15 protein-coding genes are annotated in these 17044 nt (G+C 60.4%); all 15 read left to right on the forward strand.

What is annotated here, in order from left to right:
* Positions 1-122 precede the first annotated feature (122 nt).
* The 15 genes from IT41_RS17835 to IT41_RS17905 all read left to right on the forward strand — a co-directional run bounded on the left by IT41_RS17835 (position 123) and on the right by IT41_RS17905 (position 16764).
* Positions 123-461 (forward strand): Gfo/Idh/MocA family oxidoreductase, encoded by a 339-nt coding sequence (locus IT41_RS17835; protein WP_331435351.1) that lies wholly within the window; start codon positions 123-125, stop codon positions 459-461.
* 69 nt (positions 462-530) lie between these two features.
* Positions 531-1373, forward strand: a complete 843-nt coding sequence (locus IT41_RS17840) for a sugar phosphate isomerase/epimerase family protein (RefSeq protein ID WP_036743919.1) — start codon at positions 531-533, stop codon at positions 1371-1373.
* A gap of 83 nt (positions 1374-1456) precedes the next feature.
* A complete protein-coding gene (locus IT41_RS17845; RefSeq protein ID WP_081967621.1) occupies positions 1457-2572 on the forward strand; it encodes an ABC transporter permease in 1116 nt (371 codons plus the stop codon).
* Positions 2572-3351: an ATP-binding cassette domain-containing protein gene (locus IT41_RS17850; RefSeq protein WP_036743922.1), complete on the forward strand. Its 780-nt coding sequence runs from the start codon at positions 2572-2574 to the stop codon at positions 3349-3351. The genes IT41_RS17845 and IT41_RS17850 overlap by 1 nt, the downstream gene beginning before the upstream one ends.
* Positions 3352-3591: 240 nt before the next feature.
* Complete coding sequence (locus IT41_RS17855) at positions 3592-4578, forward strand: LacI family DNA-binding transcriptional regulator (protein ID WP_036743924.1); 987 nt, start codon at positions 3592-3594, stop codon at positions 4576-4578.
* Between the two features lie 22 nt (positions 4579-4600).
* Positions 4601-5374 carry a LamB/YcsF family protein gene (locus IT41_RS17860; RefSeq protein ID WP_036743925.1) on the forward strand — a complete coding sequence of 258 codons (774 nt, stop codon included), beginning with the start codon at positions 4601-4603 and terminating at the stop codon, positions 5372-5374.
* Positions 5371-6162, forward strand: a complete 792-nt coding sequence (locus tag IT41_RS17865; protein WP_036743927.1) for a putative hydro-lyase — start codon at positions 5371-5373, stop codon at positions 6160-6162. Before IT41_RS17860 ends, IT41_RS17865 begins: the two co-directional genes overlap by 4 nt.
* 2 nt (positions 6163-6164) lie before the next feature.
* Positions 6165-7721, forward strand: coding sequence for a 5-oxoprolinase subunit B/C family protein (locus IT41_RS17870; RefSeq protein WP_036743928.1), 1557 nt, complete (start codon positions 6165-6167; stop codon positions 7719-7721).
* Positions 7718-9490, forward strand: a complete 1773-nt coding sequence (locus IT41_RS17875; protein ID WP_197056020.1) for an acetyl/propionyl/methylcrotonyl-CoA carboxylase subunit alpha — start codon at positions 7718-7720, stop codon at positions 9488-9490. The genes IT41_RS17870 and IT41_RS17875 overlap by 4 nt, the downstream gene beginning before the upstream one ends.
* Positions 9491-9748: 258 nt before the next feature.
* Positions 9749-10780: a LacI family DNA-binding transcriptional regulator gene (locus IT41_RS17880; RefSeq protein WP_074948193.1), complete on the forward strand. Its 1032-nt coding sequence runs from the start codon at positions 9749-9751 to the stop codon at positions 10778-10780.
* A gap of 212 nt (positions 10781-10992) precedes the next feature.
* Complete coding sequence (locus tag IT41_RS17885; RefSeq protein WP_081967622.1) at positions 10993-12153, forward strand: ABC transporter substrate-binding protein; 1161 nt, start codon at positions 10993-10995, stop codon at positions 12151-12153.
* A 99-nt stretch (positions 12154-12252) separates the two neighbouring features.
* The gene (locus IT41_RS17890) at positions 12253-13905 is read left to right on the forward strand and encodes an ABC transporter permease subunit (RefSeq protein WP_197056021.1); all 1653 of its coding nucleotides are present in this window, start codon (positions 12253-12255) and stop codon (positions 13903-13905) included.
* Positions 13906-13959: 54 nt separating this feature from the next.
* Positions 13960-15057 (forward strand): ABC transporter ATP-binding protein, encoded by a 1098-nt coding sequence (locus IT41_RS17895; RefSeq protein WP_052081757.1) that lies wholly within the window; start codon positions 13960-13962, stop codon positions 15055-15057.
* A gap of 76 nt (positions 15058-15133) precedes the next feature.
* On the forward strand, positions 15134-15898 hold the full coding sequence (locus IT41_RS17900; protein WP_036743935.1) for an SDR family NAD(P)-dependent oxidoreductase: 765 nt from the start codon (positions 15134-15136) through the stop codon (positions 15896-15898).
* Positions 15899-15993: 95 nt separating this feature from the next.
* Positions 15994-16764 carry an SDR family NAD(P)-dependent oxidoreductase gene (locus tag IT41_RS17905; RefSeq protein ID WP_036743937.1) on the forward strand — a complete coding sequence of 257 codons (771 nt, stop codon included), beginning with the start codon at positions 15994-15996 and terminating at the stop codon, positions 16762-16764.
* The last annotated feature ends 280 nt before the right edge of the window (positions 16765-17044 follow it).

A 17044-nucleotide genomic window follows, 5' to 3' on the forward strand; every position in this document is an offset into this window, starting at 1 on the left:
AACATCCCGCTCAAGGCCTCCGATAATCATCGGAAACACAATGGACCCAACCCCCGGTCGGTGGGGTCCCTTTTGGACGCCGATCACCCCAGAAGCGGGGTCCTTATTCCACGCCGAACAACATTCACGGAACCAAAGGGTCGATTGCCTTTGACTATCAGCGCCTGAACGAACTGCGCGTGGCTTTCGCGGATGACGCAAAGGACGCCTTTGGCTGGCGCACCGTGTATTCGGGACCCGAACAGCCCTATGGCGACCTGTTGTGGCCGGTTGCCGGCATGGGGCAGGGCTTCATCGATGTCAAATCACTCGAATGGTTCAATTTCCTGCAGGCGATAGCCGGCACGAAAGACGCGGCGCCGAACTTTAGGGATGGTCTGCAGATCGAACGGATTGCCGATGCCATCATGAAATCCGGCCAGACGAGGGTCTGGGAGAAAGTCAGTCAGCAGACAGCCTGATCGCCGCTCGGCCGCCCTGCGCGGCCGGCCGCAGCAAGCAGACACCACCTAACAGACCGGGACAGAGCAATGACAATCAAACTCGCCATGCACACCTGGCCATATGCCAGCAACCCGCGCTGGCTGCCTGCCTATACCCTGGAAGAGACGCTGAGGCGGATCAAGGAAATCGGCTATGACGCCGTCGAAATCGGCGCCGCCAGCCCGCATGTTTTTCCCCAGGCCCTTAGCGACGCAAGGCGCAAAGAGATTGCCGCCATGCTGCGCGACTACGAGTTGACGCTTTGCGCCATGCTGCCGGCGCATGGCGGCGGGCCGGGCAACAATGTTGCCTCGCCCGTCCCCGAAGAGCGGGAATGGGCGATCAACCATTACAAGGAAATGGTCAAGCTGACGGCCGACTGGGGCGGGAACCGGCTGATCTGCCTGCCGGGTTGGACAATCTTTGGCACCTCGGCCCATCAGGGCTGGGACTGGGCCCAGCAGGCGATCCTTGAGATCGCTCGCCACGCGCAGGATTTCGGTGTTGAGATCATCATCGAACCGACGCCGGAAGACAGCAATATCGTCAATACCTGTGACGACACGATCCAGATGATGAAGGATGTGGGCGAAAGCAACGTCAAGCTGATGTTCGATACCCACCATGTTATCACCCTGGGCGAGGTCATGACGGATTACGTCCATGCGATGGGCGGCGATCTGGTCCATCTGCACCTGTCCGACAACGAGCGCCTGCCGCCGGGCCAGGGCATCGGCGATTTCCCGGCACTGATCAAGGCACTGAAACAGATCGATTTCGACGGCTATCTGTCTATGGAATGCGGCTGGACCAAGACCGGGCTGTCCCCGGATTGGGTGGCGCGCACCTCGCTTGAATATACCAAACCGCTTGTCGATGCGGTGAACTGACAAAGGATAGCGCGCCGATTTGTCGAAACGAAGATCAGGAATGGGGTGGCATCGCTATACTGCGGCGCCAAAGGGGGGAGAAAATGACAAGTATGGACAATTCAATCGATGAAAGAGTGAAGGAGATGTCGGGTTTCAGGCGTGCGCTCCTGAGACCCGAGCTGGGGGCAGGTATAGGGGCGGTTTTCGTTTTCATACTGTTTTTGACCCTGGCTTTCGACAGCGGCATGTTCGCCCCCGCCGGCGTGCTGAACTGGTCCACTGTCGCGGCTCAGTTTACGGTCATCGCCGTTGGTGCGTGCCTTTTGATGATCGCGGGCGAATTTGACCTTTCCATGGGCTCGATGATCGGCTTCTCGGGGATGATCATCGCCATTCTTTCCGTGCCTCTGGGGCTGCCGCTGTGGCTGGCCATCCTGCTTACATTCGTGATTGCCATGGCTCTGGGCGCGTTGAATGGCTGGCTGGTGGTGAAAACCGGGTTGCCTTCATTCATCGTCACGCTTGCCTTTTTGTTCATCCTGCGCGGCCTGACAATCTGGAGCGCCATCCTGTTCACCAATCGCACCCTGATCAGCGGGGTCGGGGAAAAGGTGCCGGGTGACCCCATCGCCTGGTTGTTTGGCGGCAAGATCCTGAGCGGTCTTTTCGTCTGGCTTGCCGAAAGGGGCGTCATCGCGACGTTCACCCAAGGCAGCAGGGCTGGTCAGCCCGTGATCGAGGGCCTGCCAATGGTCATTGTCTGGGCAATTGGACTGGTCGTCTTCGGCCATTTGCTTCTGACCCGCACCAAGTTCGGGAACTGGATATTCGCCAGCGGCGGCGACAGCCAGGCGGCGGCCTATACCGGAGTTCCGGTTCGGCGCGTCAAGATTTCGATGTTTGTTCTGACCGCTTTCTGCGCCACCGTTCTGGCAACCTGCCAAGTTACGGAATTCGGTACCGCAGCCGCGGATCGCGGGCTTCTGAAAGAATTCGAGGCGATCATCTGCGTGGTCATCGGTGGCGCGCTTCTGACCGGCGGATACGGGTCGGTGATCGGGGCGTTCCTGGGTGCAATCATTTTTGGCATGGTTCAGCAAGGGCTGTATTTTGCCAATGTCGAAGGATCGCTTTTCCGCGTTTTCCTGGGCTCCATTCTTCTGATCGCGGTCATTCTGAATACCTATATCCGCCGTATCATCACGGGAGAAAAATAATGACCGTGCCGATCATAGAACTCAGGAATGTCGAAAAGCATTTTGGCTCGGTCATCGCGCTGTCGGGCGTGTCCTTCGATGTGAGGCCGCGGGAATGCCATTGCCTTCTTGGCGATAACGGCGCCGGCAAATCGACATTGATCAAGATCATGTCGGGTGTGCATCGCCCAACGAAAGGAGATATCTATATCGAGGGCGAGAGGCATGAATTCGACAGTCCTCGCGATGGAATGCACGCCGGGGTCGCGACCGTGTATCAGGATCTTGCGATGATCCCGCTGATGAGTGTCAGCCGGAATTTCTGGATGGGACATGAACCCGAAATAGGAGTCTGGCCATTCAAGCGGCTGGACAAGGCCAAATGCGATCAGGTCACGATGGAAGAGATGCGCAAGATGGGCATCAATCTTCGCGGGCCGGACCAGGCCGTTGGTACCTTGTCGGGCGGTGAGCGTCAGACAGTTGCAATCGCTCGGGCCGTCTATTTCGGGGCCAGGGTCCTGATCCTGGACGAGCCTACATCTGCCCTCGGGGTTCGGCAGACGGCAAACGTTCTGGCATCTATCGACCGGGTGCGCAAAACCGGGGTTGGCATTGTCTTTATCACCCACAACGTTCGCCATGCCATGGCTGTAGGGGACCGGTTTACGGTGCTTAACCGGGGTGCGACCTTCGGTACGGCAGACCGTGGAAAGGTAACGGCCGAAGAGCTTCAGGACATGATGGCTGGCGGGCAAGAGCTTGCGGCTCTTTCCGAAAGTCTGGAAGGTACGATCTGACGCCTGCCCGTGCTGCGACGTTGGCATTTGACTGCTGGGCTGCGCCCGACAGAAGCCGAGCTGGAGACAAGAGGTAATGTGCTTTACAAGGACAAGCAGAGCCGCAAATTCTGGCGTTCACGCGAATGACCATGCGGGTGCAGTTTTGTCCGGCATGACGCGAAATCAGTTGGCGGGGGCCGTTGCCTTTTTGCCTGGCCATTGAGGATCCGGCCCCGGCAGATGATGGAGATATAATTAATGAAACGACCTCCGACTTTACATGATGTTGCCAGTCACGCCGGTGTCTCGACTGCGACCGTCTCGCGTTATTTCAACGGAAAATCGGGTGCGATCTCTCCTGCGACACTTAAAAGGGTCAAGGAAGCGGTCGACACTCTTGGCTACACCCCATCTGAAGTCGGAAGATCGTTGCGCTTGTCCCGTAGCAATCTGGTGGCGATGCTTGTGCCCGATGCCAGGAACCTGTTCACTGCGGATGTTGCAGTATCGGTGGAATTGTCGCTGCAAAAGAACGGCCAGACCCTGGTCCTTACGAATACCTCGGAGGACGCCGATCTTCAGGACAGGCTGCTGAGAGCGGCCTTGGGAATGCGCGCCGAGGCCATCATTCTTCAGGGCGGTATGGACACGAAATTCCTGCGAGCTGTCATCGACAGGCAGAAAAACTGCATCTTCGTCAACCGGCGCCCGCCGAATGACGTTTCCGCGCCTTATGTGGGGGTCGATAACTTTTCTGCGGGAAAAATGGTCGGCGAACATTTTGCTCAGCAGAATTACTCGAACCTTGTCGCCATACATGGTCCAAAACGGTATCCCGGCAGTTCGTCACGCCTCGAGGGGTTTCTGGAGGGCTGCGGTCAGGGCGATAAGGTGGTTCAGCTGGAATGCGCCTATACATTGGAAGCGGGATATGAACTTGGGAAAGAGTTTCTCGGGTCAACAGACAAGAAGCATGCAATCTTCTGTGCAAACGACATGATTGCATATGGTGTGCACCGGGCTGCGAAGGAACGGGGCATGAGCGTGCCCGAGGATCTCAAGATATTCGGGTTTGACGGCAACAGGATAAATGAATGGCTTGCCCCCTGGCTTTCCACGATCAGGATCAGGGCCGACCTGTTCGGTCCGGCAATCGCCGACATCGTTTCTGCGGGGGTAAAAACAAGGTTTGAGCCCGAAAGGTGCATTATCCCGTTCGAAATGGTCATTCGTGAATCAGCCTGAGGCAATACAGAGAAGCTGAGACGTGCAAAAAAAGATTGATCTCAACAGCGATCTTGGTGAGGGCTACGGAGCCTGGAGCATGGGGGACGACGAGATGATGCTGGGCATCGTCAGTTCGGCGAACATTGCCTGTGGTTTCCATGCCGGCGATCCGCTGACGCTTGTCAGGACGGTACGTCTGGCATCCGCACGGGGGGTCGTGATCGGGGCGCACATTTCCTATCCGGATCGGGTCGGGTTCGGACGCCGGCCGATGGCGCTATCCCACGAAGAATTGGTTGCAGATGCGATCTATCAGATCGGCGCATTGCAGGGCATCTGCAATGCGGCCGGCACGCATGTCGCCTATGTCAAACCGCATGGTGCGCTGTACAACACGACTGCCGCAGATGCATCGCAAGGAGCCTCGGTGATCGAGGCGATCCTTGCAATTGACCGCAGGCTTGCGCTGATGGGGCTTGCCGGCTCTGCGATCCTGGATCAGGCGCGCCGCGCCGGGCTTGACACCATCGCCGAGGCCTTTGCCGACCGCGCCTACAGGCCGGATGGGCAACTGGTCTCGCGACGCGAGAGGGGCGCTGTACTGCACGATCCCGAACAGGTCGCCGCGCGCATGCTGCGCCTTGCGATGACAGGTGAGATCGAAGCCTTGGATGGCACCATGCTCAGGCTGGAGGCGGACAGCATCTGCGTGCACGGCGACAGCCCCGGTGCTGTCGAGATGGCGGCCCGGACGCGGCAGGTCCTGCTTGAGAATGGTGTGCTGATAACCCCGTTGACGGAGCAACGCGCATGAGCGGCCTTCCCGATGCATCCATTGCCTGCGCGGCGCGACTGGATTTTCGCGCCGGCAAGGCACAGCCCACGTCGGGGGTAGCGCCGGGCTTTACGCAATGCAACATGATCTCGCTTCCCAAGGACTGGGCCTGGGATTTCCTGCTTTATGCGCAGCGCAACCCCAGGCCCTGCCCGGTGCTGGACGTCTCCGAACCCGGCAGCCACGAGACGGTTCTGGCCCCCGGCGCCGATCTTCGGACCGATCTGCCATTGTATCGGATCTGGCGCGATGGCGAATTGGTCGAGGAAGTTGCCGATGCCACGCAGGCATGGACCGAACATCCGGATCTGGTGAGCTTTCTGATCGGTTGCTCGTTCACGTTCGAGACGCCGATGATGATGGCCGGTATCGGGGTGCGCCACATCGAGCAGGGCAGCAATGTGCCGATGTACCTGACCCAGATCGCCTGCCGCCCGGCTGGACGGCTGCACGGCAACCTTGTGGTTTCCATGCGTCCGATTCCGGCGGATCGTGTCTCGGAAGCGGTGATCATCTCGGGCCGGACCCCGGCAGTGCATGGCGCGCCGGTTCATGTAGGTGCCCCCGAGGCGCTGGGAATTTCCGACCTGTCGCGTCCCGAATTCGGCGATGCCGTCGAAATCCGCCCCGGCGAGGTTCCGGTTTTCTGGGCCTGCGGCGTCACGCCCCAGGCGGCGCTTATGGCCTCCAGACCACCCTTTGCGATCACACACGCCCCGGGTCACATGTTTATCACCGACATTCCAGACACACGCTGGCAGGTTTGATCATGCGGTTCCTGCCTGTCGGCCCCCTGACACTGCTCGTTGAGATGGATGATCTCGATCAGACGATGGCGCTATTCGAGGCGCTTTCGGCAGCGCCGATCGCGGCCATTGCCGAGATCGTCCCGGCGGCGCGGACGCTTTTGATCCGCACCCGGCCCGACGTGCCGGCCGATGCCGGGCTTGCCGGTCAGATCCTCGAATGTTGGGGGAACGCCGATCCAGGCGAGTCGAAGGATGCGGGCGAAATGATCGAGATCCCCGTTACCTATGACGGAGAGGACCTTGCCGATGTGGCGCGGCACATGGGCCTGAGCGAGGCCGAGCTCATCGCCGCCCATCAGGAAACGATCTGGCGCGTCGCTTTTTGCGGCTTTGCGCCGGGCTTTGCGTATATGATCAGCGACGATGCGCGGTTCGACCTGCCGCGCCGGTCATCGCCGCGCACCGCCATTCCGGCGGGATCTGTTGCGCTGGCCGGTCGTTTCTCTGGCATCTACCCGCAGAGTACGCCCGGGGGCTGGCAGCTTGTCGGAACGACGAAACTGCCAATGTGGGACCTGTCCCGCGATCCCCCCGCGCTTTTGCGTCCGGGGATGTCCTGCCGGTTCGTGGCCAGAGAAGCCAAGGCTTATGCCTCTGCCAAAGTCGCGCAAACCGTACCGCCATACGGGTTGCGGGTATTGGAGACTGCTTTCCCGATCCTCTTTCAGGACGAGGGGCGGGCAGGGCAGACCGGGCAGGGTGTCTCGGCTTCGGGGGCGGTGGACCTGCAGGCCATGCATCGGGCCAACCGTGCCGTGGGCAACCCCGCTCAGGCGGCGGTGCTGGAAATAACGCTTGGGCCGGTGCGTCTGATGGCCGATGTGCCGATGGTGCTGGCGCTGACAGGTGCCGCGCAGGCGCTGCTTGACGGTAGCCATGTTGCACGAGGCCAGGCTTTTGCACTGGACGCTGGTGACGAAGTGCTTATCGCGCCACCGCAAGCCGGCATGCGCAGCTATCTGGCATTGCGCGGAGGGTATGAGGTCGATCCTGTGCTGGGCTCTGCAGCCACCGATACGCTTGCGCATATCGGGCCTGCGCCTTTGACCGCCGGATCGGTTATTGCCCCGGCCGAACGCCCCGCGCTAGCTGTTGGGGCGCCAGAAACCGAACTTGCCTTGCCCAGATCGAGCGAACTGATCGAGTTGCCGGTCACGCTGGGTCCGCGCACGGACTGGTTTCCCGAGGCCGAGGTGGACCGTTTCCTGAAACAGGAATGGGTCGTGACGCCCCGGAGTTCACGCGTTGGCATTCGTCTTGAAGGTGACGTACCGCTCAGCCGCACCGATGCCAGCGAACTGCCGTCAGAAGGCACCGAAATCGGGGCAATTCAAGTTCCCCATACTGGCCAGCCCATTCTGTTCCTGGCCGACCATCCCTTGACCGGCGGTTACCCTGTGATTGCCACCTTGTTGCCTGGCGCTCTCAGTCTCGCCGGTCAGACGCCGCCGGGAACGCGTATCCGCTTTACGGCGGATCACGCATTTGCCCCCTTCATGCCAGAAAGTCCCGCATGACCATTTTTGCAACCGGCCCAAGCCGCCCGATCAAGCGCATCCTGATTGCCAACCGGGGCGAGATTGCCATTCGCGTTATCCGCGCCTGCCGGGATGAGGGTATGGCCTCGATTGCCATTTACTCTGATGCCGACCGCGACTCGGTCTTTGTGCGCATGGCTGACGAAGCGTATCCGCTGCAAGGCGACCGGCCCGATGAAACCTATCTGAACATCGCCAGGATCATCGAAATCGCCCGGAAATCCAATGCCGATGCCATTCATCCGGGCTATGGGTTCCTGTCCGAGCGATCGGAGTTTGCGCAGGCGGTCGTTGATGCGGGCATGATCTGGATCGGCCCGGACCCCGAGGTGATTGAGAAACTTGGCGACAAGATCGAGGCACGCCGTATCGCCGAGGCCGTGGGGGCGCCACTTGTGGCCGGCACTCCGGGGCCGGTCAGGACTGCTGCCGAGGCCATGGAATTCGCCCGCGAGCACGGTTTGCCGATTGCCATCAAGGCAGCCTTCGGCGGCGGCGGTCGCGGCATGAAGGTGGCCTGGCGGCTCGAAGAGGTCGAGGAACTGTTCGAATCCGCAACGCGCGAGGCCTTGACCGCCTTTGGCCGGGGCGAATGCTTTATCGAGCAATTCCTGGATCGTCCGCGACATGTCGAGGCCCAGATCCTTGCGGACAAGCATGGAACGGTGAAGGTCATCGGGACGCGCGACTGCTCGCTTCAGCGCAGGAACCAGAAACTGCTCGAGGAAGCGCCCGCACCGTTCCTGACGGATGCGCAGCGCGAGCGAATCCATCGCTCGGCCCGCGAGATATGCGCCCATGTCGGGTATAGCGGCGCGGGAACGGTCGAGTATCTGCTGTCGGCAAGCGGCACCGTGTCGTTCCTTGAGGTGAACACCAGGCTTCAGGTCGAACATCCGGTGACCGAGGAAACCTCGGGTGTCGATCTTGTCCGCGGGATGATCCGTGTCGCCCAAGGGGCGAGGCTGGTGGATGATACCGTCCCGCCTGTCCGGGGTCATGCCATCGAGTTTCGCATCAACGCCGAGGATCCGGCCCGCGGCTTCCTGCCGACGCCCGGCCCCATCGAAAGCTTTGAGCCGCCCTCGGGCCCCGGTATCCGGCTTGACAGCGGGGTCGTCTCGGGATCGACGGTGTCGGGACATTACGATTCGCTCATTGCAAAGCTTATTGTGACGGGGGCCACGCGGGACGAGGCGCTGGAACGTGCGCAAAGGGCACTTGCCGAATTCAAGGTGTCCGGCATCTCCACGGTTCTGCCGTTTCACCGCGCGGTGATCGCGCAGGACGATTTCCGCGCCAGGAATGACGCGTTCCGCGTACACACCCGCTGGATCGAGACGGAGTTTGCCGAAGCGTTGGAAAAGGCGGTTGCGCCGCATCCCCGCGTGATGCCCGCGAAACCCGAGAAGTTTCTGACTTTCGCCATCGAGCTTGATGGCAAGCGGCACGAGCTGGGGATCCCGGCCCGGCTCGTTTCGGCATCCTCCGCCATTTCGCCGAATCCGGCGCTGAAGCCCGAAACGGACCAGGTGGACGATACCGTTCTTGCGGCGCCGATTTCCGGCAGCTTGACCGAGTGGCGGTGCCAGGATGGCGACGAGGTCGAAAAAGGTCAGGTCGTTGCCGTCATGGAGGCGATGAAGATGGAAACCCGCGTGGAAGCGCATCGGACTGGCAGGATTTCCCATGCTGCGGGGGCGGGGGATGTGCTGTCGTTCGGGGCAGCGTTGGCCCGTATCGCCTAGCCTTCTCGGGCGGGTCGGATCGGCAGCCAACCGACGGACCTTCAGTCTTTCCGCACTGGATATGGCTGCCCTGTGCGTCACGCAAAGGCGCCAGCCGAGCGGGCTGTGGCTTTTGGGCCATCGCTCATCAAGCGCGGCTTGAGCAATCGATGTTGATACCTGAATGGTTGGCAAGGTATGAATGTCGGGCGATCATTGGCAGATCCGGTCACGGACCGGATGCAGATTTGAAACAACCGGACCCCATACAGACGGGAAATGCGCAAACCGCCCACGATTATAGACGTCGCTTCACAAGCGGGCGTATCCAAGTCGACAGTGTCGAATGTCCTCCAGCACAAGGGCACGGTTAACCCTGAACTCCGGCAGCGGGTGCTGGATGCCATGGATATGCTTGACTATCGGGTGCATGCCGGCGCGCGCGTCATGCGTCAGCAGTCCAATGTGATCGGCGTGATCGCAGGCGATCTGGGCAACCCCTTCAATGCCGAACTGGCGGCAGAGGTGGAAGCCCAAAGCGCATCCAAGGGCTTTAATGTGTTGCTGGCCTCGACCGGTGGCGTTCCAGAGCAGGAATACACCAAGGTCCGCACGCTTCTTGAGCACCGGGTCGCGGCCCTGATTTTCCTGGCCGAGGTCGGCAAATCGGCGATCGGCCTGGTGGGGGATGACATCCCGGTGGTCTTTATCAGTGGATCGGCCAGCCGCCGGCTCTCGATCACCGTCGACGGTGTTGCCGGAACCCGCCTTGCGGTTGAGCACCTGACGGCGCTTGGGCATCGCAAGATCGGCTTCATCAGTGCGATGCTTGCCGACGAGCCAGAGGTCGAAAACGAACGCTATATGGGATTTCGCAAAGGCATGGCCAATGCCGGCCTGGAGATATCGCCGCGCTACCTGTTGCGCGAACATGGTACCCGGCGGGCGCAGCAAGCGACCTACAGGGATCTGGTCAAAGCCTATCTGCAGCAAGAGGACCGGCCAACCGCCATTGTGGCTGCACTTGATCAGATCGCGCTTGAGATCATGTCGGTCGCAAATGAGCTTGATATCCGCATCCCCGAGGACCTTTCGCTGGTGGGCTTTGACGATATTGCGATATCGTCCCACGACCTGATTTCCCTTACCACGATTCGGCAGCCGCTGGATGAGTTTGCCTCTGTGGCGATTGAAGCGGTGATGCGCTTCAAGCCAGAGGAAAAATGGAGCAAGACAGAAAATGTGATGCTCCCGCCGACGATCCGCATACGCCGCACGACGCGGGCGTTGCACTGCCAGGAGGCAGTTTGAGATCTGAAATGGTCGAATGATTGAAACGGTTTAGATTGCGGCGTGGTATCCGTTTGATTGCCGAAGGCTAAGTCTGGCCGCTCTGCCCATGCATCCGCGCAATATTTTCGCCTTTTTAAGGGAAGTAAACGTTGACATGGCGCCCTGTCTTTGGTTCCTTTGTGGAACGTTCCACGGGAGGGCGCGTATAATTACCAAGGGGAGGAATGCAGATGACCAGGAACAATACCGGAATTGACCCGAGCAGAAGCACTTTCGCTACAGAGGGCCAAGGGTTAAGCCGCCGGGCATTCGTGACAGGGGCGATGGGCGCCGCCATCGGTGCCGGCGCGCTTGGCGCACCGGCCATCGCCCAGGGCAATCAGGATGTCGTGGTTCTTAGCTGGACCAGCTACATCACCCCCCAGATCGTCGCGATCATGCGAGAGCACGGTCTGAATGTGCGCGGTGTGCCGGCGGCGACCGATGCGGATATGTTCACCAAGCTAAAGGCCGGAGGGGCCAGCGCCTACGACATCGTCTGGGGGAACTGCGGCTGGGCGCCAACATATCACAAGGCGGGCCTTATCGAGCCCTTCGATCCCAAAAGCATCTCTGGCTCGGATCAGATATGGTCTGAATTTATCGAGCACAGCGGTTTGCCATATGTGTTGGAAGACAAGAAAATCCTGCTGCTGCCGAATTCATGGGACAGCTACGGTCTGATCTGGAATACGGACAAATACCAGCCGACTGATCCGATCTCGTGGAATGCCCTGTGGGATGAAAATGTCCCAAAGGGCAAGGTGATGATGCGGGATAGTCCCGAGGACTTTCTTGCGATCAGCGGCCTCGCGCTTGGGGTGTCGCGCGATGAAATCTACGCGATGACCGGTGACCGATTGATGCAAGCGGCTAGGCACCTTGCCGACCTCAAGCCTTTCCAGATCGCAGCGGGCGAAGAGATGTTTATCGATGCGCTGCGTAGCGGCAAAGCCTGGTTGGGGCAGTGTTCAAACCTTGCCATGTCTGCACGGCTCAACCGTATGCAGGGTCGCGAACAGACAAAGGCAGTCATTCCCGCAGAGGGCAGTCTGGGCTGGGTTGACGGTCCGATGCTTGTCAGCGGGGCAAGGAACCGGGATGCCGCGCTGAGGTATCTGGAGGTCTGGAACAGTCTAGAACTGCAGGAATACCTTTATGAAACCTATGGCTTCCCACCTTGCAGCAGGGCAGCTACGCAAAACATCCTTGAGGCCGGCGGCGACGGGGCGCAGTTGCTGAAGGACCGGGGCGCGGACAAGCCGGACGCCGCGCTCAAGCTTTTGTTCGTCGGCCCGCCCGACAACCCCGGTGAATGGGCCCGCGCATATACCGAAGTGGTCGGCGGGTAAGGCTGGGGAATGTCCGTGCACATCGATCAGGGGGCAGGCAAGCCCCCAAGGCGCGCTTTGAACTGGTTCCGGTTCGGCCTTGATAGCCCGATACTAAGCATGCCGGCCATTCTCATTATCGTCATCGGAGTGTTTATTCCGATGGCGGTGCTGGCCGTTTACACATTCCGCCCGACGGTGGATCAACAGATCCTGCCGGAATGGACGCTGTCGAATTACGCACGCCTGCTGGAGGCCAGTGTTTACGGCCGGATGCTAATCTACAGCCTGTTCTTCGCCGGGCTCGCGGCGGCGATATCGGTCATCATGACTTTCCCCTTTGCGTATTTCGTGGCGACGAAAGTCGCGCCAAGGCGTCGTTTCATCTGGGTCGCGCTCGCCGCCATGCAGTTCTTCACCAGCTACCTGATCCGGGTTTTTGTCTGGATGAATCTGCTTGGTGACGGTGGCCTGCTGAACGAATTCTTGATCGGAACGGGGCTGATCTCGGAGCCGTTATGGCTTTTTGGGGCAAATAAGGCAGGCATCGTCATCACCTTCGTGTACCTGCTTGCACCGTTGACGTTCCTGACGACCTATATCGCGCTGGAACGTTGCAACCCCGTATTGCTTGAGGCGGCGGCCGACATGGGGGCAAAGTCCTGGCAGCGCCTGTTTCGGGTCACGCTGCCGATGGCAAGGTCGGGCCTGTTGGGCGGGTTCGTCCTGGGTATGATTATGATCCTGGGGGATTATATAACACCCCAGCTCATCGGCGGCACCGAAGGCTATCTGTATTCGAACATCATCCAGCTTCAGTTCGGGTCCTCGGTGCAGTGGGGCATGGGGGCGACACTTGCGCTGGTCCTGATGGTCGTGGTGTTTGCGCTGCTTTTGGCCCTGCGCTGGATCAGCGGGGGCGCGCCCGAGGTCGGAACCTTCACGCGCTCGTTCAATCCCTCGCCAGCGCCGGCGCTCAGGACCTATGCGATTCTGTTCCTAGTGATGCTCTATCTGCCGATTGCGCTGCTGTTCATCCTGGCGTTCAACGACCGGCCGATGATCGGTTTCCCGTTCACCGGCTTTACGCTGCAATGGTTCTCGGCGGTGTTCTACGATCCCCTGCTGATCGAGAGCATGAAGAACAGCCTGACCGTGTCCGCCATCGCGGTGGGGACAAGCGTGGTGCTGGGAACGCTTGCGGCGGTTTACCTTGCCCGCAGCAAGGGGCCGATGCGCCAGACCAGCCTTGCGATCATCTCGATCCCGGTCCTGCTGCCGCCGATGCTGCTTGGCCTGGCGATCATCATCGGCCTGAATGCGCTGGGGCTGAGCCGCGGTCTGTGGACCATTGCCCTGGGCCATACGGTGCTAAGCCTGCCGATCGTCACCCTGCTTGTCATGATCCGGCTGGAAGGGCTGGACCGCAATCTTGAAGATGCGGCGATGGATCTTGGCGCGACCCCGGCAATGGCCTTTCTGCGAATTTCGGTGCCGCAGGCGCTGCCCGGCATTTTCGCGGCCGCATTGATCACACTGGCGCTGTCCTTCGACGAGTTCATCCTGACCGCTCTGGTCACCGGGTCGGAAAGCACCTTGCCGCTCTATATCTACGGCGCGCTGAGATTCGGCGTCACGCCTTCGGTCGTTGCCGTATCGGTCATGCTGCTTACCGCATCGTTCACATTGCTGCTTGCAGGTGTGCTTGTCGCGAATCTGGGCCAGCGAAAGGGCAGCCCCAGCGCCGCCGCCGGCCTTGCACTTTCCACTTAGGACGCACTCCGCATCTATTGCGCGAGCGACGACTTCATCATGAAGGATGTACATATGTCTATTGCCCTGAAGTGTTCCGGCCTGGCCAAGAGATACCCTGGGCAACGTGGCCCCGCCCTTGGCGAGACGGGCAACGGTGTCAGCTTCGATGTCGATAAGGGAGAGCTCTTTGCCCTTCTTGGCCCCAGCGGTTGCGGCAAGACCACGACCCTGCGGATCATCGGAGGATTCGTCACGCCCGATAAGGGATCCGTCCTGATCGACGATCAGGATGTGACCGGCCTTCCTGCCCATCGGCGCCCCACGAACACGGTTTTCCAAAGCTACGCATTGTTTCCCCATATGCGGCTGGGCGCCAATACTGCCTTCGGGCTGGAAATGGCCGGCATCGCACGAAAAGAGCGTGATGAGCGAGTTTCAGAGTCGCTGCAGATGGTCGGTCTGGGCGGCATGGAGAAAAGCAGGGTTTCCGAACTCTCAGGCGGCCAGCAACAGCGCGCGGCATTGGCGCGAGCCCTTGCGACAGGTCCCAAGATCCTTTTGCTGGATGAACCCCTCGGTGCGCTGGATCTCAAACTCCGGCGCCAGATGCAGGATGAAATCGTCAGGATCAAGGAGCAGACCGGCACGACATTCATCCATGTCACGCATGACCAGGAAGAGGCTTGCGCCATGGCGGACCGGATCGCGATCATGGATCGGGGACGGATCGCGCAGATCGATACGCCCGAGGAACTGTATCGCAGCCCCCGCACCGCCTATGTGGCGAAGTTCATCAACGCCGGAACCGTGATCGCCGGCGATGTGCAGCGCGCGGGATCCGATCTGCGCATGGAAACGCCCGATTTCACGCTGGAAGGACCGGCGCCCGGATGGCTTGCGGGGATGCCGCCACTTGCAGCCGTCCTGCCGCGCACCCGGGCCGAGATCGTGGACCCCGGTGGGCCGCTTGCGGTCAACCAGATTGACGGGGTGATCAGGCGCCGTGTCTTTACCGGCTCGCAATACGAGTTGCAGGTGGCCACCGCCAATGGAACCGAGATCGAGGTCGTGGCCGGGCTCGACTTTGCAGATCTACATGACGGCAATTCCGTGCGTCTCGGCTGGCGGCGGGACGATGTGAAATTCGTCGTGGATAGCGATGCCGCCTGACCGTCGGGGCCCGGCAGCGGGGCGTTTTCGACGAAATTTTCTGCACGATAACAACATGAATGGAACGGAGTAGAATATGTCACGCCTGAAAGACAAAGTGGCACTGATCACCGGGGCAGGGAACGGCATCGGCCGCGCGACGGCCGAGCGGTTTCTGAAAGAAGGCGCCAAGGTCGTGGCGCTCGATCTTGAAATCGACGAAACCTTTCAGGACCCGGCCCTGGCTTGGGTAAAGGGCAGTGCCGCGAAAGAGCAGGATCTTGAAGAAGCGGTGCGCCACGCGCGCGCGCTCGGCGGCGTGGACATCTGCATCGCGAATGCCGGCATCGGGCAGATCGAGGAGTTCGTCGCCGGCTCGCGCGAATCCTGGATGCGGGTGTTCGACGTCAACCTGCTTGGCGTGATGCTGACCCTGCAGCTTGCCGCCCGCGAGATGATCGCGCAAGGACGCGGCGGACGGCTGCTTGCGACTGCATCAATTGCCGGGCTGCGCGGCGAGGCGGGAACGCCGTCCACCGCCTATGCGGCCAGCAAGGGGGCCGTCATGGCTCTGATGCGGGCGATCAGCATGGAGGTGGCGGAATTCGGCATTACGGCCAATGCGGTTGCTCCCGGCCAGATCGACACCGTGCTGAACGCCGGTGATCTTGAACTGGTCAGCGCGCGCGCCAATCGTCAGGTCGATGAGTTCCGGTCCGAGTTTCTGCGCAATTCTGTGCCGCTGCGCCGCATGGCCGACAGTTCCGAGGTTGCCGGGCTATATGCCTATCTCGCATCCGACGAGGCTGGCTTCGTGACCGGCACGACCTATCGGATCGACGGAGGAGAACTCTGCATCTGAGAGCGGCGCAGGGCGCGCTGACAAGGATGGCCATGCCTGCCGCATGCGGGCTTTTGTCCTGCCGTTTGGAATTTTCGCCATAGGAAAGCTCGGAAATGAAAAGTTATACCGGACAAGTCGTCGTCGTTACCGGGGCCGGCTCGGGGATGGGCCGGGCGATGGTCGGTGAATTCACTGCTCGGGGCGCATATGTCGCCGCGCTCGACATCAACCTGTCGAAAGCCCGTGAAACCGTCGAAGGGCTTTCGTCGCCGAAGATGGCCGACCCCTTCGAGGTCGATGTCGCCGATGCCCAAAGCGTCGGGGCCTGTATCGAGGCGGTGATCGACCGCTGGGGCAGGATCGATCTTCTGTGCAACAACGCCGGTGTGCTGGATGCGCACACCCCCGCCCACGAAACCAGTCCTGTGGAATGGAACAGGGTGCTTTCCGTGAACCTGACAGGGCCATTTCTCATGTCAAGGGCGGTCATCCCGCAGATGCTGAAACAGGGCAAGGGCGCCATCATCAACACCTCGTCGACATCGGGGTTCAGCGCGGCCGGGGGCGGAACCGCCTATACTGCCTCGAAGCATGGGGTGATCGGGCTGACCCGGCAACTGACCTTTGAATACGGCGCCTTGGGAATTCGGGTCAATTCGATCTGCCCCGGCGCGACCGCGACCCCGCTTGCGCTTCCCCAGCATAACGAGGCATCGCCGGATATGGACCTGGCCATAAGCAAGGTACCGGCGCGGCGCTGGTGCAGGCCCGAGGAAATCGCGAAGTTGGCGGCATTTCTCGGGAGTGACGACGCCGATTATGTCCATGGCAGCGCCTATGTGATGGACGGAGGCTGGCTGACTGGTGCACGGGATCCGTTTTGATTATCAACGCTTTTAAGCATAATCTCCGACTCTAGGAGGACCTGCTTCAGCGCCGCAAATTGCGGTTATGGTCATATCCTCCATAATATGAGTGCCCGTAGGTAAAGGCGGCTTCAATGAGTCTACCCTGAACAATTGCGTCGCGCGAGAACTTAGAAAGCCTGACGGCGTTATTCGTTCCCGGTTCGCGCCACGCTCAATTGAAAGAACAGGGTGAAAGGAGCTTCGAGTTGGACCAGGATCTTGCGGATATTGTGACCGTAGGCTCAGAGGACGGCGA

Origin of the sequence: Paracoccus halophilus (assembly GCF_000763905.1) — a bacterium.
Classification (GTDB): domain Bacteria; phylum Pseudomonadota; class Alphaproteobacteria; order Rhodobacterales; family Rhodobacteraceae; genus Paracoccus; species Paracoccus halophilus.